The sequence below is a fragment of the Bradyrhizobium sp. S3.3.6 genome, assembly GCF_040546905.1.
In the GTDB taxonomy this organism is placed as follows: Bacteria; Pseudomonadota; Alphaproteobacteria; order Rhizobiales; family Xanthobacteraceae; genus Bradyrhizobium; species Bradyrhizobium cytisi.
The window spans coordinates 215463-236092 of the sequence record NZ_JBEPOT010000013.1; the positions used below are offsets into that span (position 1 = coordinate 215463).

Sequence of the window (20630 nt, forward strand, 5' to 3'; positions counted from 1 at the left end):
GCTATTCGCTCCGGCTTGCGAGCGCGTTGACGGCGGCGACCGTCATCGCGGAGCCGCCGAGGCGACCTTCGACCGTCAGCGCCGGCGCCGGCGGATCGGCCATCAATGCGGCCTTGGATTCGGCGGCACCGACGAAGCCGACCGGGCAGCCGATGATCGCCGCGGGCCGCGGGCAGTCGCCGTCCTCCAGCATGTTGAGCAGATGAAACAGCGCCGTCGGCGCATTGCCGATCGCGACGATCGCGCCGTCGAGATGCGGGCGCCACAATTCCAGCGCCGCGGCCGAACGCGTGTTGCGCATGGATCGCGCCAGCGCGGGAACGGTCTCGTCGCCGAGCGTGCAGATCACGGCATTGGCTGCAGGCAATCGCGCGCGCGTAATTCCCTCCGAGACCATGCGCGCATCGCACAAGATCGGCGCGCCCTTCTGCAGCGCCGCGCGCGCGGCGGTCGCCATGTCAGGCGTGAAGCGGATATGCGCCTCGAGACCCACCATGCCGGCGGCATGGATCATCCGCACCACGACCTGCTCCTCATCAGGCGTGAAGCGCGCCAGATCGGCCTCGGCCCGGATGGTCGCGAAGGACTGCCGGTAGATCGCGGCGCCGTCGGTCTCGTAAGTATGCGGCATCAGTGCCCTCCCATCAGGATGGAGGGATCGCGAACGATATCATCGCGGTCGAGCCCGCGCAGGATCGGCTCATCGCTGGTCGACCCGCCGCGCACGAGATCGAATCCTGCGCCTGTCGCAACCAGCGTGATCGCGGCGGTGCCGGAATGGGCGCAGCCCTTGGCGCAGCCCGAGACGTGAAGCCGCGAGGCCGCGCCGATGTTCGGTGCCAGCGCCGCAGCAAGTGCGCGCGTGTCGGCATGCGCCTCGCGACAGCGCGGCGCGCCGCTGCAGGCAATGACGCGGAGCGCCGGATCGTAGGCCTCGGTGATCAGGCCGGAAGCGGTCGGCATTGTCCGCTTGCCCTCGCTCAAGACCATGCGCCATGGCGTCATCCGCAGTGCATGCCCGCAGCCGGACAAGCGATTGAGCGTCGCATGCGGCATCTGCCCGAAGGCGACGCCGACCATGGCTCCCTGCGGATAAAGGCCGGGGCGCGCTGCCGCCATGATGGGCGCCGGCTCCGCCTCGCTGCGCAGCAGCTCAGGTAATTCCGCGCCAGCCGCAAGATGCTTTGCCATGCGCCCGCGCCCGCCGCTGACGCCACCGGAGGCGATGAACCAGCTTGCGAAAGCGAGTGCGGTCGTCACAGCCTCGCCGCGCGCGACGCTGCGGCCGAGCCTGGCGCCGTCTGCGCGCACGATCAGACCGCCTGCAGCATCACGCTCGATCCGCACATCCGCGGAATTGCCGGCGAGCACGCGTGACTTGCCGTCATCGATGGCGAAGCCGAATTTCGTCGGAAGCTCGAGCATCGAGTCCGCCAGCACCTCTTCGAGCTCGGCCGCAAGCGCCTGGGTCTCGTCGCCATCGCGCCAGAACGGCGTGACCAGAATGTTGCGCCGGGATTCGGTGTCGGCGTCGGGGTCGAGCAGCGTCAGTTGCGCAAGACCGTCAAGCAGCAGCCGGTGGCTGGTGTCGGTGACGCCCCTGATCTGAAGATTGGCGCGGCTGGTCACGTCGATCAGGCCATTGCCGTGGCGCTCGGCGAGATGCGCAAGCCCGGAGGTCTGTGCTGCATCGAGCCGGCCGCCGAACGGGCGCACGCGGACCACGAGCCCGTCGCCTGATTGCATCGGCCGCAGCGCGCCGGGACACCAGCCCTTCACCGAAGCCGCGCTCATGACGCCTCCTTCAGCGCAGCCGCAATCGAATTACGGCGCGTCCGCCAGAGCGAGGCCTCGTGCAGCCGCGTGAAGCAGGTCTCCATCGCGGCGAGCGCCGCCGGATTTTCGCCGGCCATGAAGGCACGGACGTCGGCGTCGCCGAGCGTCGCGTCGTAGTAGAGATCGAACAGATGCGGCGGCACGGCCCCCGCCAGATGGGCGAAGGCAGCCATGTGCTCCAGCGTCGCGGTGATCTCGGCGGCGCCGCGAAAACCGTGGCGCATCATGCCTGCGATCCAGGCCGGGTTGGCCGCGCGCGCCCGGACGACGCGCGAAATCTCTTCGGTCAGCGTGCGCGCATGCGGCTCGTCGAGGCGCGTCGTGTCGAGATGATAGAGCGATGGCCCCGCCGCACCCAGATGCGCGGCGGCTGCGGCGATGCCGGCTTCATGCGCGGCATAGTCGGCGGCGAGCAGCAGATCGGTTTCCGGCAGATCCTGGAGGTGAACGAAAGCATCGGCCGATGCGAGCCGTTGTTCGATGCCGGCGCGATCCGGCTTGATCTCGCCATCGGCGGAGAACGCCCAGGACGATGCCGACAGCCAGGCTTCGCCCGCGGCGTCGCGCGTCTCGGGCGTGAACGCATCGGGGATTGCCGAGAGGCCGACGCCGTATTGTCCGGGGCGCGGCGCGAACACGCGCGAGGCGCGGTGGCGATAGGGATTCTCCTCGCCCTCCTCCTCGCGCGACGCCAGCGCCTCGGTGGCGGCTTCGAACAATTGCGCAAGGCCTGCGAAGACATCGCGGAACAGGCCTGACACGCGCAGCGTGACATCGATGCGGGGACGGCCGAGCTCGGCCGGCGCGATGATATCGTAGCCGGTGACGCGGCCGGAGGCGTGATCCCAGTGTGGCGCGAGACCGGCCAGATGCAGCGCCATCGCGAACTCCTCGCCCGCGGTGCGCATCGTCGCGGAGCCCCAGAGATCGACGACAAGGCCTTTCGGCCAGTCGCCGTGATCCTGAAGATGACGACGCAGCAGCTCTTCGGCGAGTTTTATCCCCTGCGCATGCGCCGACGGTGTCGGCACCGCGCGCGGATCGACGGCGAAGAGATTGCGTCCCGTCGGCAGCACGTCCTGACGTCCGCGATAGGGCGAGCCTGACGGGCCCGGCGCCACGCGCTGGCCCGCGAGCGCGGCACGCAACCCGTCCCGCTCGGCCTCGCCACAGACGCCGCGGCCGAACACGTGCAGGCCATCGCCGAACTGGCTTTCCTTGAGATCGCAGACGAAGCGATCGATCCGCGGGATCGCTTCGGCCGGCGCGGCCGAGGCATCCAGGTCGAGATCGTCCTCGAGGCCTGCCGTGCGCGCCTCGTCGCGGATCGCAGCGATCAGGCGCTGGCGGCGGGCGGGATCGAGACCGTCAGCGGTCGAATATTCGTCGAGCAGACGTTCAAGCCGGCGCAGGCTTTCCGGTACCGCAGATTGTTCAAGCGGCGGCGGCAGATGGCCGATGGTCACGGCACCGATGCGCCGCTTGGCCTGCGCGGCCTCGCCGGGATCGTTGACGATGAAGGGATAGATGACAGGCAGAGCGCCGATCAGCGCTTCCGGCCAGCAGCGCGACGACAGCGCCACGGATTTCCCGGGCAGCCATTCCAGCGTGCCATGCGCGCCCATATGCACAACGGCATCAATCTCCTGCTCCCGGAGCCAGAGATAGAACGCGACATAGGCATGGCGCGGCGTACGGGCGAGATCGTGATAGTCGGAATCGCGCGTGGTCGCGTCGCCACGCTCGGGCTGGACTGCGATGATCGAGTGGCCGCACTGGATCGCAGAGAAGTGGATCGCGCCGTCGCGGCAGTTCGGATCGGTCTCCGGCGCACCCCAGGCTTGTGCGAGATCGTCCTGCAAACTTTGCGGAAGGCGCGAGAGCGCCACGCGGTACTCGGCGACGCTCCAGGTTAGTTTCTGGCTGAGCAATGTCTCGCCAAGCGCTCTGATCGGCGCAACATCGAAGCCGGCTTCAGTCAGATCGGACACCAGCGCTTCGACCGAGGCGAGCGCGTCGAGACCGACCGCATGCGCGATCTGGTGCGGACGGCCGGGATAGTTCGAGAGCACGATCGCCAACCGCTTCTCGGCGGCAGGTTTCTCCGCAAGCCGCCGCCAGGCCGCCACGCGTGCGGCGACGGCCTTCACGCGCTCTTCGTCCGGCTGATGAGCCAGATGCGAAAATTGCAGATCGATATCCCGCATCGCAGCCGATTTGAAACTCACCACGCCCGCGAACAGGCGCCCGTCGACCTCGGGCAGCACCACATGCATCGCAAGATCGCCCGGCGACAGGCCGCGCAGCGATTCCGCCCAGTCCTCGCGTCGCGCCGATGAGAGCGCGACCTGGAACACCGGACATGACGCGGCATCGAACGGCGTCGTGCCGTCGTCGCCCATCGCCGAGAACGCCGTCGCATTGACGATCGCCGCCGGAGGATTCTTCGCGAGATACGTCCTCAGCCAATCCGCAACGCCTGTAGCCTTCAGCGAGGTCACGAACGCGCCGTGAGCGTCAAACCCCTGTTCGCGCAGCGCGGCGATCAGCGCATCGACCGGACCGGTGTCGGCAGCCGCGAGATAGGAGCGATAGAACGCCACCAGCGCGAGCGGCCTCCCTTCACTCGGCACCGGCGCGCCGATGACGCCGCGTGCGGGATCGTAAAAGCCCATCTCGGGAACGGTCATCTCGCCGACGACCGGCCCGGCATAGAGACCCGATGCCAGCGCGAGTTGCGTGATCGCGGCTTGCGCGGCGACGGGGCCGCCGGTGTCGCAGAGCACTTTCAGCCGGCGCAGCGTCGAGACCGGCAAGGTGGAATAGGCATCGAGCCGCGTGTCGTCACGACCATCAGCCGGCAGCACGGCGAGCACGATGTTGCGATCTCTTGCCAGCTCCTGCAGCGCAGCCAGCCCGTACGGCCAATAGGACTCACCGCCGATCAGCCGCACCAGGATGCCGCGCGCCTGCGACAACGTGCGCTCGATATAGGTGTCCACCGAGAGCGGATGACGCAATTCTGCGAGATTGGCAAGCCGCAGCGACGGCAGGCTGGTGCGGCCGCGGCGCCAGCCGGCCGCGAACGCCGCGAGGTCGGAATCCGAGTACGAGAGCACCACGAGATCGGCCGGGTCCTGGCCGATGTCCCTTGGCGTCGCGGTCTCCTCGAGACCGCGGCTCTCGCGGAAGACGACGTGCATCAGACTCCCAATCCCGCCTTGATCGCGGCCGCGTCGATATCGCCGTGCTCGCCGATCACGACGAGCTTCGACCGCCTGTTGCCCGCGCCCCAGGGCTTGTCGAACTGGTGGCGCACCCGCTCGCCGACCGCCTGCAGCAGCAGGCGCATCGGCTTGCCCGCGACCGCAATGTAGCCCTTGACGCGCAGCACGTTCTGCTCGCGCGCCAGACGCTGCACCGATGCGACCAGCGCATCGATGTCAGTGACCTCAGGAAGATCGATCACGACGGAGGCAAAATCATCATGCTCATGCTCCTCCTCGCCATCATGATGCGAGGGGCGCGCGGCGAGATCATTCTCGGCGGCCGCGCCGAGGCCAAGGATGACGCGCGCATCGATGGCGCCGTCGGTGATCGGCAGCATCGGCACGCGACGCGGCATCTCGGCGGTGATCAACGCCTTGGCGGCCTCAATGCCGGCTGCGCCCGCAAGATCGGCCTTGGTCAGCAGCACGATGTCGGCGCAGGCGATCTGGTCCTCGAACACTTCCGACAGTGGCGTCTCGTGATCGAGATTTTCGTCCGCCGCGCGCTGCGCTTCGACCGCAGCCGGATCCGGCGCAAAGCGGCCGGCGGCGACCGCCTCGGCATCGGCGAGCGCGATCACGCCATCAACCGTGATGCGCGAGCGGATCTCCGGCCAGTCGAACGCCTTGAGTAGCGGCTTCGGCAGCGCCAGCCCCGAGGTCTCGATCAGGATGTGATCAGGCCGCACCGGGCGCGCAAGCAGCTTCTCCATGGTCGGAATGAAATCATCCGCAACGGTGCAGCAGATGCAGCCATTGGCGAGCTCGACGATGTTCTCTTCGGGGCAGTTCGCATCCGCGCAGGACTTCAAGATCTCGCCGTCGACGCCTTCGCTGCCGAACTCGTTGACAAGCACGGCGAGCTTCTTGCCGTTGGGATTGGCGAGCAGATGCTGGATCAGCGTCGTCTTGCCGGAGCCGAGAAAGCCGGTGACCACCGTCACAGGGACTTTTGCGAGCGAGTTCATTCGGCGGCCTCCGGCAACACGGCAATGGGGGGAATGCGGGCAAGCGACTGCTTGCGGAAGATCTCAGGCCTGCTGCGCCACGGCACGAGGCCATCGGGCGCGGCGGCATAGGCGGCAGCGCCCGCGACCACGTCCTGCGCGTTGGCATCCGACAGCCGGCCATAGACATAGGACCAGCGGCCGGGCGCGCTGAGCGCCACCGAGCAGCCCTGGCTGCATGCAGACAGGCATTCGACGGGAACCACATTGACGCCGTCGGGCACGCCGGCCTCGAGGATCGCTCCATGCAGGCGCTTGCCGGGTGTCGCCTCGCCTTCGCTCGGCGTCTCGCCGGCACGGCAGGTGATGCAGACGTGAAGTGTAACGGTCATCGCCTCTTCCAGAAGTATCTGCGGGAGGCGAAGAGGCACACGAACCGTTCTTGCGAAGGCCCGTTTCCCCGTCGCGGAACACCCCGTCCGCCGGTTCAAGAATCGTCCGCGCTGGCAGGTCTCCCGGCTTGCGGAGCAGGGTTTCCCCTTCGATCCCCGCCTTCCCGATCCGCAAGTAGGATCAGTGGCTTTGGGCATCTCTCCGGTCACGGTCGCGGGGGCGGCTGCAGTTTGGACCCAAATCTTGCCGATTCGGACCCTATCGCATTCCCTCTTCGCCTGTCATAGGACAGGAACCAACGCCGGGTCACCATTTGCCCCCGGCCGCCTCTTGTCAAGCCGAAGGACCGGGTACGATGACGCCTGAACCGGATACAAAAACGGCCGCGGAAGCCGACGCCAGGCATGCCGCGAAGATGGCGAAAATCAAGGTCGCGCGCGACAAGATCATGGCGACCAAGAGCGGCGAAAAGGGCCTCATCATCGTCCATACCGGTGCCGGCAAGGGCAAGTCCTCCTCCGCCTTCGGCATGATCGTGCGCTGCGTCGCCCACGGCTTCCCCTGCGCCGTCGTGCAGTTCATCAAGGGCGCCTGGGATACCGGCGAGCGGCGCCTGCTCACCGGCCATTTTGGCGAGCTCTGCCAGTTCCATGCGATGGGCGAAGGCTTTACCTGGGAGACGCAGGACCGCGCCCGCGACATCGCAGCCGCGCGCGCCGGCTGGGACAAGGCGAAGGAACTGATTCTCGATTCCAATCTGCGCATGGTCGTGCTCGACGAGATCAACATCGCGCTGCGCTACGACTATCTCGACATCGCGGAGGTCGTCGATTTCCTGAAGACCTCGAAGCCGCCGATGACGCATGTCGTGCTCACCGGACGCAACGCCAAGGACGAGCTGATCGAGATCGCCGATCTCGTCACCGAGATGACGCTGGTGAAACATCCGTTCCGCTCCGGCATCAAGGCGCAGGCCGGTGTCGAGTTCTGAAGACGCCAAGCTCTGAAAAAACCAAGCTCTAATAAAACCATGGCGCGCGCATTGATGATCCAGGGAGCCGGCTCGGACGTAGGCAAATCGCTCATCGTCGCCGGTCTCGCGCGCGCCTTCACGCGCCGCGGCCTCCGCGTGCTCCCGTTCAAGCCGCAGAACATGTCGAACAATGCCGCCGTCACCATCGATGGTGGCGAGATCGGCCGCGCCCAGGCGCTGCAGGCGCTCGCCGCCGGCGTCGCGCCGCACACCGACATGAACCCGGTGCTGCTGAAACCCGAGACGGATGTCGGCGCGCAGGTCATCGTGCAGGGCAAGCGCATCGCGACCGCGCGTGCGCGCGAATATGCGGCGATGAAGCCTTCCTTGATGGGCGCGGTGCTGGAGAGCTTTGAGCGGCTGAAGGCGCGCTCCGATCTGGTGCTGGTCGAAGGCGCCGGCAGTCCGGCCGAGGTGAATCTGCGCAAAGCCGACATCGCCAATATGGGCTTTGCGCGCAAGGCCGACGTGCCCGTCGTGCTGGTCGGCGACATCGATCGCGGCGGCGTCATCGCGCAACTCGTCGGCATCAAGACCGTGATCGACCCGGATGATGCCGCGATGATCCAGGGTTTTGTCATCAACAAGTTCCGCGGCGATCCCACGCTGTTCGACGACGGCTACAGGCTGATCGAAGCGAAGACCGAATGGCGCGGCCTTGGCGTGCTGCCCTGGTTCGCGCGCGCCGGCGAGCTGCCGGCCGAGGACGCGCTGGGCTTAAGCGACGCGCGCAAGCCAGGCCAGTGCAAGATCGCCTGCCTCGCGCTGTCGCGGATCGCCAATTTCGACGATCTCGATCCGCTGAAGCTCGAGCCGGGTGTCGACCTCGTGATGGTGCGTCCGGGCGAAGCGATCCCGGGCGATGTCAGCCTCGTCATCATCCCCGGCTCAAAATCCACCCGCGGCGATCTCGCCTTCCTGCGCGCACAGGGATGGGACATCGATCTGCTCGCGCATCACCGCAGGGGCGGTCATGTGCTCGGTCTCTGCGGCGGCTATCAGATGCTCGGACGCAGCGTCGCCGACCCTGATGGCATTGAGGGGCCCGCGGGCGACACGCCGGGGCTTGGCCTGCTGGATGTGGAAACTGTGATGAGCCCGCAGAAGACGCTGACGCGTGTGACGGCGGTGCATGCGGCGACGGATCAGCCGATCCAGGCCTACGAAATCCATATCGGTCGCACCGATGGACCTGATCGCGCGCGGCCATTCGCAAAACTGAACGGCGAGCCCGAAGGCGCGATCTCACGCGATGGGCGCGTGCAAGGCAGCTATCTGCACGGCCTTTTTACGTCGGACGCATTTCGCAGGGCATTCCTTGCAAAGCTCGACATTCCCGCGGGCGACGAGCCCTATCACGCCAGGGTCGACAGCGCGCTCGACGCACTCGCCGATCACATCGAACAACATCTCGACGTCGAAGGCCTGCTCGCGCTAGCGCGCTAGGACCTCGGCAAGGCGCAACCATTCGGCCTCAGCGCCCGGAAGCCCAAGGCGCAGCCATGTCGGCTTTTGCGCGAAGACGCGGGACCAGATCTGGCCGCGTGCCAGCTTTTCCTGCGCAGCACGCGCATCCGGCGCCTCGTAGAGGCGAAACAGTGGCGCACCGCCAACCAGCCGCCAGCCTTGCGACTGCGCGATGTCGTCGAGGCGAACGCAGTCGCGGGCAAGCCGCGCTGACGTCGCCTTGGCCCAGGCGTCATCGCGCAAGGCGCGGCAGCCAATCGCGATCGCAGCTCCAGAGACCGGCCATGGACCTGACGCCGCCGCGATTCTGCCGATGTCATCCGCATGGCCGATCGCAAAACCGAGCCGCAGGCCGGCAAGACCATAGAACTTTCCGAAGGAGCGCAGGATCAGCAGCCCCGGCCGCCCCGCTTCCGAAGCGAGCGAGAGCTCGGGAATGCCGTCCGCAAAACTCTCGTCGATGACGAGGTGACCGACGCGCGGCAACAGCGCGAGCAGATCCTTCGGCGCATAACGGCGGCCGTCGGGATTGTTGGGATTGACGACGATGGCAAGGTTCGCCCCCGCCAGCGCGTCGGGCGCCCTCACCTCCTCGACCTCCCATCCCGCAGCCGACAGAACGGGAGCATATTCGTTGTAGGTCGGCGCGAGGATGCGCGCCCGGCCGCGCGGCGCGAGTTGCGGCACCAATTGAATGGCGGCTTGTGCGCCGCTCATCGCAACGATCGGCGCGCTCGTGCCATAGGCGTGCCGGGCGGCCTGATGCAGCGCGTCGATCTCGGATCGCGACGGCAACGCCTGCCAATGATGCGCGGCGATCTCGCCCACCGGATAGGCCAGCCGGTTGATCCCGGTCGACAGATCGATCCAGTCCTCTGCGTGGCCGCCAAAATGCCACCGGGCGTGATCAAGATTTCCACCGTGCTCGCGCATGCCCTGTTCTTTCACGCGCAGGCCAGGATCGCAAGGAGCCCCGCGAGCAGCAGCATGGCCCGACGGTAGACGGTCAATCCCTCGCCGATGTCGGCCGCAAGCGGATCGCGCGCTCCTCCGTTCAGCCAGGGCTCGTCGGTGATGCTGCCGTGATAGATGCGAGGGCCGCTGAGCCGCACGCCGAGCGCTCCCGCCATCGCCGCCTCCGGCCAGCCGGCATTGGGCGAGCGATGACGGCGCGCGTCGCGTGTCATGCACGACAGCGCCTCGGATCGCTTCCGCGCCAGCAGCACGAACAGAAAGCCGGTCAGACGGGCCGGAACGAAATTCGCGACGTCGTCGATGCGCGCCGCGGCCCAGCCAAAGGCTTCGTGCCGTTCGTTGCGATGGCCGATCATGGAGTCCAGCGTGTTGATCGCCTTGTAGCCAAAAATACCGGGCAGGCCGAACAGCGCACCCCAGAACACCGGAGCGACGATGCCGTCGGACGCGTTCTCCGCGAGGCTCTCGATCGCCGCGCGCGCGATGCCGGCTTCATCGAGCGCGGCGGGATCGCGGCCGACGATGCGCGAGACCGCCGCGCGTGCCGCGGTGATGTCGCCGCCCAGCAGGGGATTCGCGACGGCAGCGACGTGATCATACAGGGAGCGCAAGGCGACCAGCGGCCAGGCCAAAATGCCGGCCAGCACGATTCCGATCCAACTCGGGGGAAGCAAGGACTGGAGCAGCCAGCCGAGCGCAACCGCGAGCGCAATCACCAGAAGCGCGCCGGCGATGCCGGCAGCGCGGCGGAGCGCCGGCGGGTCAGATTCGCGATTCCAGCCGGCATCGATGGCGGCGATCAGCCCGCCCAGCCAGGTCACGGGGTGGCCGATCCGCGCAAACAGCTTTGACGGCCAGCCCAGCAAGGCATCCACCGCCATCGCCACCACCATCGCGCCCGCAAAACCCACACTGGCCTCCTGTCCCGCCCCTGTTGCGCAAAGCGAGCGGCGAGCGCAAGCCCCCGGATGCCTGATTTCGGCTTTGTCTTTGGCCGCGATTGGTGATTAGTCAGGCCCACAGGAGACCTTCATGGCCGTCATCTTGATCACGGGCGGAGCGCGATCGGGCAAGAGCAAGCGTGCGGAAACGCGCACGCGCGCCTTCCCCGGGCAGCCGGTCTATGTCGCGACGGCCGAGGCGCTCGACGCGGAGATGAAGGCGCGCATCGCACAACACCGCGCGCGCCGCGGAACCGACTGGATCGAGCGCGAGGTGCCGCTCGATCTCGTGCCCGCGCTGGTCGCAACCGATGGCGGCGGCGCGCGGCTCGTCGACTGTCTGACGCTGTGGCTCTCCAACCTGATGCATGCGGCGCGCGACTGGGAACGCGAGGTGACCGAGCTCGCCGCCGCCCTGCCCCGCCTCGGCAGCCCGGTGATTCTCGTCACCAATGAGGTCGGTCTCGGCATCGTGCCCGACAACGCATTGGCGCGCAGCTTTCGCGATGCCGCCGGGATCATGAACCAGACCATTGCGACGGCCGCCGACGAAGTCGAGCTCGTCGTCGCCGGCCTGCCGATGAAACTGAAATGAAGCCGCGCGCCGCCATTCTGAAAGACGTGGTCGCCGATCTCAGGATCGCGGCGTCCTTCGTCACGATCGTGCCGGTGGCATCGTCAAAGCCGGCCGGCGATGGTGACATCGCGCGCGCGACCTGGGCGCTGCCGATCGCGGGATTGCTGGTGGGCCTTGCAGGCGCAGTATCCTATGCGCTTGCGAGCAGACTGGGACTGGCACCAGGCATGGCCGCCCTGCTCGCTCTCGCGACAACGACCCTCATCACCGGCGCGCTGCACGAGGACGGGCTCGCAGATACCGCCGACGGCCTCGGCGGCGGACGGACGCGCGAGCGCAAGCTCGAGATCATGCGCGACAGCCGAATCGGCAGCTATGGCGTCTGTGCGTTGATCCTGTCGTTCGGCCTGCGCTGGAGTGCGCTCGCCGCAATCGCCGATCCATGGGCCGTGATGCTGGCTTTGTGCTCGGCCCACGCTGCGGCCCGCGCCGGCGTGCCGGCCTTCATGTCGCTGGTCGCCCCTGCGCGTCCCGACGGGCTCTCCGCGCGCGCCGGATCGCCGCCGGGCCGCAGCGTGGCGATCGCCTTCGCTGTTGGAACGCTCACCCTCGCCGTTGCGCTCGGACCGGCCAAGGCGCTGGTCGGCCTGGTCCTGCTCTCGCTCGCCGGGCTGATCGTGGCGCAGCTTGCCATCCGTCAGATCGGCGGGCAGACCGGCGACATCCTCGGCGCTTTCGAGCAGGCCGGCGAGATCCTGATCCTGCTGGTGGCCGCAGCCTTCCTTCACGCGGGAGGATGATCGATGGTCGAGTTCGACGACGCCTTCCGCCGGCAATTGCGCGAGCTGTTCGTGTGGCGCCGCGACGTGCGCCGCTTTCGCACCGATGCGCTGCCCGACGGTGCCGTGGAGCGGCTGATCGAGACGGCCTGCCTGTCGCCGTCGGTCGGCCTGAGCCAGCCATGGCGCTTCGTCACTGTCGATGATGCGGTACGGCGCCGCGACGTGATCGACGATTTCAGGACCTGCAACGCCGACGCGCTGAACTGCTACTCCAGCGAGCGCGCCGCGCGCTATGCCGCGCTCAAGCTCTCTGGGCTCGAACAGGCACCTCGCCATCTCGCAATATTCGCGGACAAGGCCAGCGAGATCGGCCACGGCCTCGGCCGCGCGACCATGCCGGAGACAACAGAATATTCCGTGGTCGCGGCGATCACCGCCATGTGGCTCGCCGCACGCGCCGAGGGGATCGGGATCGGCTGGGTCTCGATCCTCAATCCGGAGCGCATCGGCGGCGTGCTCGACGTGCCCGCGTCCTGGAAATTCATCGCCTATCTCTGCATCGGCTATCCCGAGGCGGAGTGCGATCAGCCCGAGCTCGAGCGGGCGAATTGGGAGCACCGGCGGGGTGCAGACGAATTCACGCTGCGGCGCTAAGCGAGCTGCCTCTCAGACCTAGCCGTGAAGCTGCGAGTTGAGGCCGTCCCAATTTGGAGTACGCCTGGTTGCCTCAAGAGCGCCGCTCTGGGAATTACGACGAAAAAGCAGGCCCCTCTCACCCGAGAGCTCTTTGGCTTTCAGCACCCGGCCATCTTCCAGAAGGATGCGCGCGCCTGCCGTGACGTAACAGCCCGCCTCGACGATACAATCGTCACCCAATGAAATGCCGATACCGGCGTTGGCTCCGATCAGGCAGCGCTCACCGACTGTAATCCTCTCTTTGCCTCCTCCGGACAGAGTGCCCATGATCGAGGCTCCGCCGCCAACGTCGCTGCCACTACCCACAACCACACCGGCGCTGATCCGCCCTTCGACCATGCAGGGGCCGAGCGTACCTGCATTGAAATTGCAAAAGCCTTCATGCATGACGGTCGTGCCCGGAGCCAGGTAGGCTCCGAGCCTCACGCGATCCGCATCTGCAATTCTCACATCCGCAGGCGTCACATAGTCAGTCATGCGCGGGAACTTATCCACGCCTGTCACCTCGAACGCCAGGGCCCGCGTTCGTGCGAGGATTCGTGCTTCCGGTACACGAGGGCATTCACAGGGCCCGAGGGTGGTCCAGGCAACGTTAGGCAACAGACTGAAAATTCCCTCGAGGTTCAGGCAATTGGGCTGGACGAGCCGGTGGCTCAGGAGATGGAGGCGAAGATATGCGTCGTGCACATCAATCGGCGCGGATGCAAGAGAGTCAATTTCTGTCTGGATTGCAACGATACCGACGTTGCGGACGTCGTCGTGCCGCGCGTATCCGTCTGCCGACTCACCGAGCGACCTCTTGATCTCGTCCTTCGTCAGCAGCACCGTTGCCGACTTGCCGGCCTCCTCAACCAGGCGCAGCTGAAGGAACCAGGAATCCAGCACGCGACCGTCGGCGGTCACCGTCGCAAATCCCTCGCCTCTCGCGCCCCTCAGCTCCATCGTCATTTGAATTGCTCACAGTATGACCTACAGCTAGTGCATACGCGAGTTCTCCTGGAATTGGCAACTTCTGCATAGCAATACGGTATCGGGCTGCCCGTGGCTGCGAATGAACATTCACAAGGGTATTTTTTCATCAATTGTCGCCGTCGGACTTTCGCGTTATGCACATGCCCAGGGACAACTTTTGCGAAACATTTCATGACTGAGCGGCCTGCTCCTGCCCGCGTTGTGCCGGCGGTCGCCCGCCGCGATTTCATTCGCCTTGCGGGCGCGACAGCCGCGGGATTTTTTGCGCTTGGGGCAACGTCGGATCGCATGCGGGTCGTCGCCTCGATCACCAGCCTGTCGCTCGACGACGAGCTGACCAGACGAAACATGACCGAAAGCCCGACCACGCGCCTCGGTGCGCTGATCGCGGGCCTGAGGCAGCGTGGCTGGGTCGAAGGGGTCAACTACCGTTTCGAGATCCGCTCGAGTTTCGGCGGACCGGACAAGATGAAGTCCGCGGTCGCCGAGCTCATCGACCTCAACCCGGATGTCATCCTCACCGGCTCGACCGTCGAAACCGCAGCCGTCATGGCAGCCACCAAGACCATCCCGATCGTTTTCGCGACATCCAACGACCCCATCGGCAATGGCTTCGTTCAAAGCCTCGCCCGTCCCGGCGGCAACGTCACGGGCTTCACCAGCAGCACCCCCGAGATGGGTGGCAAATGGCTTCAGCTGGTCAGGGAGGCCGTGCCGGATATCCAGCGCGTCGGCGTCCTGTTCAATCCGGCGAGCACGCCTCGCGCCGGGCGCTTCTATCTTGACTCCGTCGAGCAGGAGGCCGCGGCCTCGGGCGTGACCGTGGTCCTCACCCCGATCAGCACGGCAGCCGAAATCGACGGCGCGATCGGCCGCTTCGCCGGGCCGCCGAAGGCGGCGATGATCTCGCTCGTCGACAGCTTTCTGGTAGTGAACCGGCAGGCGATCGTCGCGACGGTCGCGAAATATCGCGTGCCGATGATCTATCCGTTCCACTACTTCATGGATGTCGGCGGGCTGATGAGCTACGGGCCGACGCTGGAGGTGCGCTCGGCCGATTACGTCGATCTCATCCTGCGCGGCACCAAGGCCGGCGATCTCCCGGTGCAATCGCCGCGGAAATACGAGCTCTTGATCAACCGTACCGTTGCCAACGCGCTCGGGCTGACGATCCCGTTCACGCTGCTCGCGCGCGCCGACGAGATTCGCGAGTGAACGAGGCGGTCGACCAGGGACATTTGCGGACGCCTCCGGGCCGGCTGTTCCGCAAATATCTCTACTCGATCGCCGCCCTCGCCTTTGCCGCGCTCGCCATCAACACCGGCTTCGACATCTGGTTCTCCTATCGCGAGCAGAAGCAGCTTCTCGCGGCGACCCAGCGCGAGCAGGCCGCAAGCGCGGCCATTCAGATCGGCCAATTCATCGGCCAGATCGAGAGTCAAATCAGATGGCTCTCCCGCCTGCCTCCGGAGCTGTCGAACAACGAGGACGAGCGCCTGAACGCCATCCGCCTGCTGCGCCTTTCGCCCGCGATCGCCGAATTGACCGAGCTCGATGCGCAAGGCCGCGAGCAGGTGCGCGTGTCGCGCCGTGTCGCGGACCGGATCGGCAGCAACGCTGACTACTCCTCCTCTGCCTCCTTTCGCGGCGCCAATGAAAGCCGGGCCTATTACGGGCCGGTCTACTTCTTCGGCGACACCGAGCCCTTCATGACGATCGCCACCCGCGGCACCGGCCGCGAGCCCCATGTGGTCGTCGCCGAGGTCAATCTGCGCTTCATCTGGGACCTTGTCGCCGGGATCAGGGTCGGCAACACCGGCAAGGCCTATGTGGTCGATCGCCTTGGCGTGCTGATCGCGCATCCCGATTTGTGGCCGGCGCTCCGCCGCAGCGATCTCTCCGGGCATCCGGATGTGCGCGCCGCGCTCGACGGCGTAGGCCCGCCCTCCGGCGGCCTGATCAAGGAGGATTTCTCCGGGCAACGCGTGCTTTCGACCTATGCGACGGTCCCCTCGCTCGGCTGGCTGGTGTTCGTCGAGCTTCCGCTCAGCGAAGCCTACGCGCCGATCTACGCCTCGATCGGACGGTCGACGTTCCTGCTGATCGTCCTGCTGGCCTTCGCGGCCCTGGTGTCGCTCTGGCTCAGCCGGCGCATGACCGTGCCGATCCAGATGCTGACGCAGGGCGCGCGGCGGATCGAGAGCGGCGATCTCGGATTGCGGCTCGCGATCAGGACGGGTGACGAGCTCGAGGCGCTCGGCGACCAGTTCAACCGGATGGCCGCGCATTTGCGTGAATCCTATGCGACGCTGGAGCGGAAGGTCATCGAACGGACCTCCGAGCTCGAGAAGGCGCGCGATCACGCCCTTGCCGAGCACGATGCGGCCGAGCGCGCGCGCAGCGTAGCGGTTACGGCCAACGAGACCAAATCGCGCTTCCTTGCCGTGGTCAGCCACGAGCTGCGCACGCCGCTCAACGGCGTCATGGGCGTGCTGCAGCTGCTCGACGACGGCCGCCTCGGCGAGGTCCAGCGCCGCCACCTCGCAACCGCCGCCGCCTCGGGCGAAACGCTGATCGCGCTGGTCGACGCCATTCTCGAATATGCCCGTCTCGAGGCCAGCACTGAGGCGCTGGAGACGCGCGACTTCCGTCTCGACCGGCTGGTCGAGACCGCGGCCGATCTGATGCGACCGCAAGCCTTCGGCAAGGGATTGAGCTTCGACCTCGACTGTGATGCGACGCTCGGCACCTCCGTGCACGGCGATCCTGTCAGGCTCAACCGCATCCTGCTCAATTTGATCGGCAACGCCATCAAGTTCACCCCGAGCGGCGGCATCTCGCTGAGCGCGACCGCTGGGCGGCACGACGATCATGCCCTGCTTCGCCTCGTCGTTCGTGACACCGGGATCGGCATCGCGCCCGACATGCACGAGCGGATTTTCGAGGATTTTGTACAGGCCGACGACAGCATCGCGCGGCGGTTCGGCGGCACCGGCCTCGGACTTGCGATCGCCCGCCGCCTCACCCGGCTGATGCACGGCGAGCTGACGGTGGCGAGCACGCCGGGCAAAGGCAGCGTGTTCACGCTTCTAGTTCCACTCGGCTATGCCGGCAGCGGCGTTGCACAAGGCGCGCCTTCGCCGCCATCGCGGCAGCGCCGCGTGCTGCTGGTCGATGACGACCCTGTCAATTGCGAGGTCGGCGAAGCGATTCTGAACCGGCTCGGCCACCGTTCCAGGATCGCAAGGAATGGTGCGGCCGCGGTCGCGCTCGCCGGCAGCCAGCCGTTCGAAATCATCCTGATGGATCTGCACATGCCCGATATGGATGGCGTGGAGGCGGCCGCGCGCATCCGACAGCTTCCGCTGCAGCCGATGCCGCGGATCATCGTCGTGACTGCCGACGTGTCGCGCAGCACCCGCGAGCGGCTCGCAGCCGCCGGGATCACCAAAATCGTCAGCAAGCCGATCCTGATCAACGCGCTTCGCGAGGCGATCGAGGATGAGCCCGAGCACCGCTCGACCGACGCGCCGCTTGCGGCCGGCGCATTGATCGACCGGCACTTTCTCGACGACCAGAAGGAGCTGCTCGGCGCCTCGCAGATCGCGAAGCTTCATGATCTGCTGGACCAGACCGGCGAAAAGCTGATCGCCGACATCACCGCGGCGGCCGCAGCCGGCGATCACAAGCAGCTCGCGCGATCCGCGCACCAGCTCGGCAGCGCTGCAAGTGCCCTCGGCCTCGTCCGCCTGTTCGAGCGCTGCCGTGACATCGAGCTGGCCGCGCCGACGATGCCGCTCGCCGAGTGCCAGGATGCAGCGCGCGAGCTGGCCGTGCTTCGCGCGGCGTCGATGACCGCGCTGGACGATCTGCTCGCGCCCGCCGAGCAGCGGTCGGGTTAGCTAGGACTGGATAGGCGCGCGAGACAGGAGCGCGTCAGCAAGCCGATTGTCGCGTATTTCGATCACGACCCGGCCAAAAGCGGGCTCATTGTGCTCGTCGGTAGTCGCTTCTGGTTTTGACCCGAAGCCGACATCGAAGTCGCGCACAGAGTACCGTAAACTGGGAATTTCTCAGTCATTGAAGATTAATCTGCGCTCCATACAACCAAAGGGTCCAGATCATGTTTCGCGAAAGTGAATGACCCTATGTGGTATCTTGGCGCAATTGCGTTGTGGCTGCTCATCAGTGGTGTTCTGGGCGGCTCAGGAGCATACGCTCATCCCGGAGACGTGCTAATCGCCATCGCTTTCGTGTCTTTCTTTTACGTGGGATGGTGGCTCCCTTACATAACGTGGCTGGCCCTCGGAGAGCTTGGCCTGTTTGCTAACTATCCTGATCGCAAGTCTGTGTTTTATGTTTTCGCCGCCCTCAGCTTCGCGGTCTATTCGTTTCTGGTCTTTCGGCATCCGAAATGGTCGGACCTTTGGCCATTGCTAATTTATCCCGCAGCTGCCGTTACGGTCATGTACATAGCGCGACGAAGCCGCAGGCGTGCATAGTTGACGACTTCCGCTTGTGGCCCATGGCTGCCCTTGATTCCGCGCTGCTAAATGTCGGCTCACAGTGGCAGACCGGAAGTTTGCAGATGAGCGCCAAACTGCGCTTTTGATCCATCTCGGACCTCCCGACCGGCGCCGGTGATGTCCGCTCACGGTGCTTAACCAGAAGTAAGCGGCCGGTATGCCGAAACGCCGCGGTGACCCCGAGCGGACGTCGTTGCCTCGCGAGACCTGCACCGCGTTGGTGGAGCAATCAAGAGACAAGTTTCAAGCCGTGCCATCCGCGGCGGGGGTCTGTCGCGCCGCTTTCTCTTGCGCGAGAGTTGCTTCCAGCCGCGAGATATTTTCCTGGAGGCGCTGGTTATTTTCCAGCAGACGCTGACTGGTGAGGAGGAGGATGTAGTAGCCGAATTGCTGATTACTTTGAAAGTAGATTTCGAGCAGCCTTTCATAAGTTATAGTCAGGACTTGTCCGTCTTCTATGCACTCGACCGTTCCGGTTCGTCGCTTATCGGGCGCAAGGAAGCCAAGTTCTCCCATGAGACGCCCCGGCGGAAGCTCGACGCCGATTTCTTTGACGAGAAACTTCCCGGTGACGGTGAGAAACATTTCGGTCGCCGCATCACCCTTCCTAAATAATCGGTCGCCATGGCGATATCTGCGTTCGGTCATGAACGGTTTGAGCCATTCCATCGACATGTCACCTTGCATCGCGTTACGTGCCTTCTTAACGAGCCTGAGCAGTTGGCGGAGACGAACGGCATTGACCGGCAGCAACAGCAGATAAAGCAGAAAGGTGGCGACGCTTCCGGCAAGCGCGCCAGAGATTACGAAGAATGCACAGCCGACCATATTCGCGACCCGCAGCGGCACCATTCTCTGCATCAGCAAGGTAGCGACAAAGAAGATTGCGCCGACCAAGGCAAACATGCTGGCGAGCGTGATGTTGGCCAACATAATTTCCAGCAGCCGATCAAACAGTGCGTCGTAGGTGATGTTGTTGGGATCAAGCCCCATTTGAACGAGAATCTTTGTAATCCTGAGATTATCTGCCGCCGTATCAAGGATGCGGTTTAGTATCGTGGAAAGATCTGCACTGATGGGCTCCATTGGATCATCTCTCACAAAGCGGTCAGTATCCCCCCAATATATCCCGGATATTGATGATCGAGGGGCGATATTGAAGGCGCTTTTTGTTGCGGCGCATGAGTCCGAAAGCGGCCCACAGCTGACCTGCCGCGCGCAGCCGGTCGCGGACAGTTGTTGACCCGAAGCCGACCTTGCCGTGGTGACGCCAGAGGCGCACAATAATGGATATTTTTATCACGGAGAAATACGATGAAGAAGAAGACTTTCGTCATCATTGTACTTGGCTTCGTCCTGTCGGGCACCGCGCTCGGTCAACAGAAGTCGGCTAAAGACGCGATTGTCGGCGCATGGACCCTAGTGTCTGTCAACAGTGAGATGGACGATGGCAAAAAAGGGGAGCCATTCGGTCCATCCCCCAAGGGCGTGGTCATATTCTCTAACGACGGCCACTTCTCGCTTTTTCAATCACGCGCGGAAATCCCCAAGATAGCGGCCAATGACCGGGCCAAGGCTACGCCCGAAGAAGCTCAAAGCATCGTCGCATCAAGCATAGCGTATTACGGCACATATTCGATTGACGAGCAGACAAAGGTCATGGTGGTCAACCTTGCCACCAGTACTTACGCGAACGTTGCGGCTATTCCCGATCAGAAGAGAACGATTACTCTGCTAACCGCTGACGAACTCAAGTTCGATAATCCTCGAACGCCAAACGGCATGACGCTTCGAACGGTGTGGAAGCGCGCAGCAGCACCCTAACGGTCGACTTCCGCTAGTGACCCAAAGCGGTCAAGCCGATGTTTATCTAAAATTGAGCATCTGCGGCGCGATCGGTTGACATGCAGCGTACACGCAACCAAACGATGATGTAAGCCGCGTGTGAGGTCGCGAGGAAGGTCGATAAAATGGGTTTGGCGCTTCTAACCCTTGCGGTCGGGATCATCGCCCTCTTCACGGCATTGGCATTCTTGCTGCTACGAGCGCCCATTGCGGCCGACAGCTCAACAAGCGAGCAAGCAATAGCTCCGGTCGAAGCAAGCTCGACCTCCCCGAGGGCGGGTGGCGCTGGTTATACGTTGATCGCTGCTGCGGGCATTGGGATCCTTTGGTTTTTTGTTTGGAAGCTGACAGCAATCACGCTGCAGTACCTG

At 65.1% G+C, this 20630-nt stretch carries 18 protein-coding genes and 1 riboswitch; of the genes, 9 read left to right on the plus strand and 9 right to left on the minus strand.

Annotated features, from left to right (window positions below; genetic code table 11):
• Window position 1 precedes the first annotated feature (1 nt).
• From ABID59_RS30555 to ABID59_RS30575, 5 genes are read right to left on the minus strand one after another with little or no spacing between them, the layout of a single operon-like run.
• The gene (locus tag ABID59_RS30555) at window positions 2-631 is read right to left on the minus strand and encodes a precorrin-8X methylmutase (RefSeq protein ID WP_354085828.1); all 630 of its coding nucleotides are present in this window, start codon (window positions 629-631) and stop codon (window positions 2-4) included.
• Window positions 631-1794 (minus strand): precorrin-3B synthase, encoded by a 1164-nt coding sequence (gene cobG / locus ABID59_RS30560; protein ID WP_354085829.1) that lies wholly within the window; start codon window positions 1792-1794, stop codon window positions 631-633. Before cobG ends, ABID59_RS30555 begins: the two co-directional genes overlap by 1 nt.
• Window positions 1791-5039 carry a cobaltochelatase subunit CobN gene (cobN, locus tag ABID59_RS30565; RefSeq protein WP_354085830.1) on the minus strand — a complete coding sequence of 1083 codons (3249 nt, stop codon included), beginning with the start codon at window positions 5037-5039 and terminating at the stop codon, window positions 1791-1793. The genes cobG and cobN overlap by 4 nt, the downstream gene beginning before the upstream one ends.
• Window positions 5039-6073: a cobalamin biosynthesis protein CobW gene (cobW, locus tag ABID59_RS30570; protein ID WP_354085831.1), complete on the minus strand. Its 1035-nt coding sequence runs from the start codon at window positions 6071-6073 to the stop codon at window positions 5039-5041. The genes cobN and cobW overlap by 1 nt, the downstream gene beginning before the upstream one ends.
• The gene (locus ABID59_RS30575; protein ID WP_148755512.1) at window positions 6070-6444 is read right to left on the minus strand and encodes a DUF1636 family protein; all 375 of its coding nucleotides are present in this window, start codon (window positions 6442-6444) and stop codon (window positions 6070-6072) included. The genes cobW and ABID59_RS30575 overlap by 4 nt, the downstream gene beginning before the upstream one ends.
• A gap of 96 nt (window positions 6445-6540) precedes the next feature.
• Window positions 6541-6760: riboswitch (cobalamin riboswitch) on the minus strand.
• A 40-nt stretch (window positions 6761-6800) separates the two neighbouring features.
• Here ABID59_RS30575 and cobO point away from each other — a divergent pair.
• Window positions 6801-7436: a cob(I)yrinic acid a,c-diamide adenosyltransferase gene (gene cobO, locus ABID59_RS30580; RefSeq protein WP_354085832.1), complete on the plus strand. Its 636-nt coding sequence runs from the start codon at window positions 6801-6803 to the stop codon at window positions 7434-7436.
• Window positions 7437-7475: 39 nt separating this feature from the next.
• Window positions 7476-8924 carry a cobyric acid synthase gene (locus ABID59_RS30585; protein WP_354085833.1) on the plus strand — a complete coding sequence of 483 codons (1449 nt, stop codon included), beginning with the start codon at window positions 7476-7478 and terminating at the stop codon, window positions 8922-8924.
• Here the strand turns inward: ABID59_RS30585 and cobD are convergent.
• Together cobD and cbiB are read right to left on the minus strand one after the other, a co-directional pair.
• Window positions 8913-9878: a threonine-phosphate decarboxylase CobD gene (gene cobD / locus ABID59_RS30590; protein WP_354085834.1), complete on the minus strand. Its 966-nt coding sequence runs from the start codon at window positions 9876-9878 to the stop codon at window positions 8913-8915. The two genes, ABID59_RS30585 and cobD, sit on opposite strands and share 12 nt — an antisense overlap.
• Before the next feature lie 11 nt (window positions 9879-9889).
• A complete protein-coding gene (gene cbiB / locus ABID59_RS30595; RefSeq protein ID WP_354085835.1) occupies window positions 9890-10831 on the minus strand; it encodes an adenosylcobinamide-phosphate synthase CbiB in 942 nt (313 codons plus the stop codon).
• A gap of 121 nt (window positions 10832-10952) precedes the next feature.
• On the opposite strand from cbiB, the gene cobU reads away from it, so the two are divergent.
• From cobU to bluB, 3 genes are read left to right on the plus strand one after another with little or no spacing between them, the layout of a single operon-like run.
• Window positions 10953-11456, plus strand: a complete 504-nt coding sequence (cobU, locus tag ABID59_RS30600; protein WP_354085836.1) for a bifunctional adenosylcobinamide kinase/adenosylcobinamide-phosphate guanylyltransferase — start codon at window positions 10953-10955, stop codon at window positions 11454-11456.
• Window positions 11453-12238 (plus strand): adenosylcobinamide-GDP ribazoletransferase, encoded by a 786-nt coding sequence (gene cobS / locus ABID59_RS30605; protein ID WP_354085837.1) that lies wholly within the window; start codon window positions 11453-11455, stop codon window positions 12236-12238. Before cobU ends, cobS begins: the two co-directional genes overlap by 4 nt.
• Window positions 12239-12241: 3 nt before the next feature.
• On the plus strand, window positions 12242-12874 hold the full coding sequence (bluB, locus tag ABID59_RS30610; protein ID WP_354085838.1) for a 5,6-dimethylbenzimidazole synthase: 633 nt from the start codon (window positions 12242-12244) through the stop codon (window positions 12872-12874).
• An 18-nt stretch (window positions 12875-12892) separates the two neighbouring features.
• Here bluB and dapD read toward each other — a convergent pair whose 3' ends face one another.
• Window positions 12893-13864: a 2,3,4,5-tetrahydropyridine-2,6-dicarboxylate N-succinyltransferase gene (gene dapD, locus ABID59_RS30615; RefSeq protein WP_354031997.1), complete on the minus strand. Its 972-nt coding sequence runs from the start codon at window positions 13862-13864 to the stop codon at window positions 12893-12895.
• 195 nt (window positions 13865-14059) lie between these two features.
• Between dapD and ABID59_RS30620 the strand changes: the two genes are divergently transcribed.
• Window positions 14060-15103, plus strand: a complete 1044-nt coding sequence (locus tag ABID59_RS30620; protein ID WP_354085839.1) for an ABC transporter substrate-binding protein — start codon at window positions 14060-14062, stop codon at window positions 15101-15103.
• Window positions 15100-17790, plus strand: coding sequence for a hybrid sensor histidine kinase/response regulator (locus tag ABID59_RS30625; protein ID WP_354085840.1), 2691 nt, complete (start codon window positions 15100-15102; stop codon window positions 17788-17790). The genes ABID59_RS30620 and ABID59_RS30625 overlap by 4 nt, the downstream gene beginning before the upstream one ends.
• 867 nt (window positions 17791-18657) lie before the next feature.
• Here ABID59_RS30625 and ABID59_RS30630 read toward each other — a convergent pair.
• Entirely contained in the window at window positions 18658-19500 is an 843-nt protein-coding gene (locus tag ABID59_RS30630; protein ID WP_148755522.1) for a Crp/Fnr family transcriptional regulator, read from the minus strand.
• Window positions 19501-19728: 228 nt separating this feature from the next.
• Here ABID59_RS30630 and ABID59_RS30635 point away from each other — a divergent pair, with 228 nt between their 5' ends.
• Both ABID59_RS30635 and ABID59_RS30640 read left to right on the plus strand, forming a co-directional pair.
• Window positions 19729-20238, plus strand: coding sequence for a lipocalin-like domain-containing protein (locus ABID59_RS30635; RefSeq protein ID WP_148755523.1), 510 nt, complete (start codon window positions 19729-19731; stop codon window positions 20236-20238).
• A 146-nt stretch (window positions 20239-20384) separates the two neighbouring features.
• On the plus strand, window positions 20385-20630 hold a 246-nt coding region (locus tag ABID59_RS30640; protein WP_354085841.1), incomplete at its 3' end, for a hypothetical protein.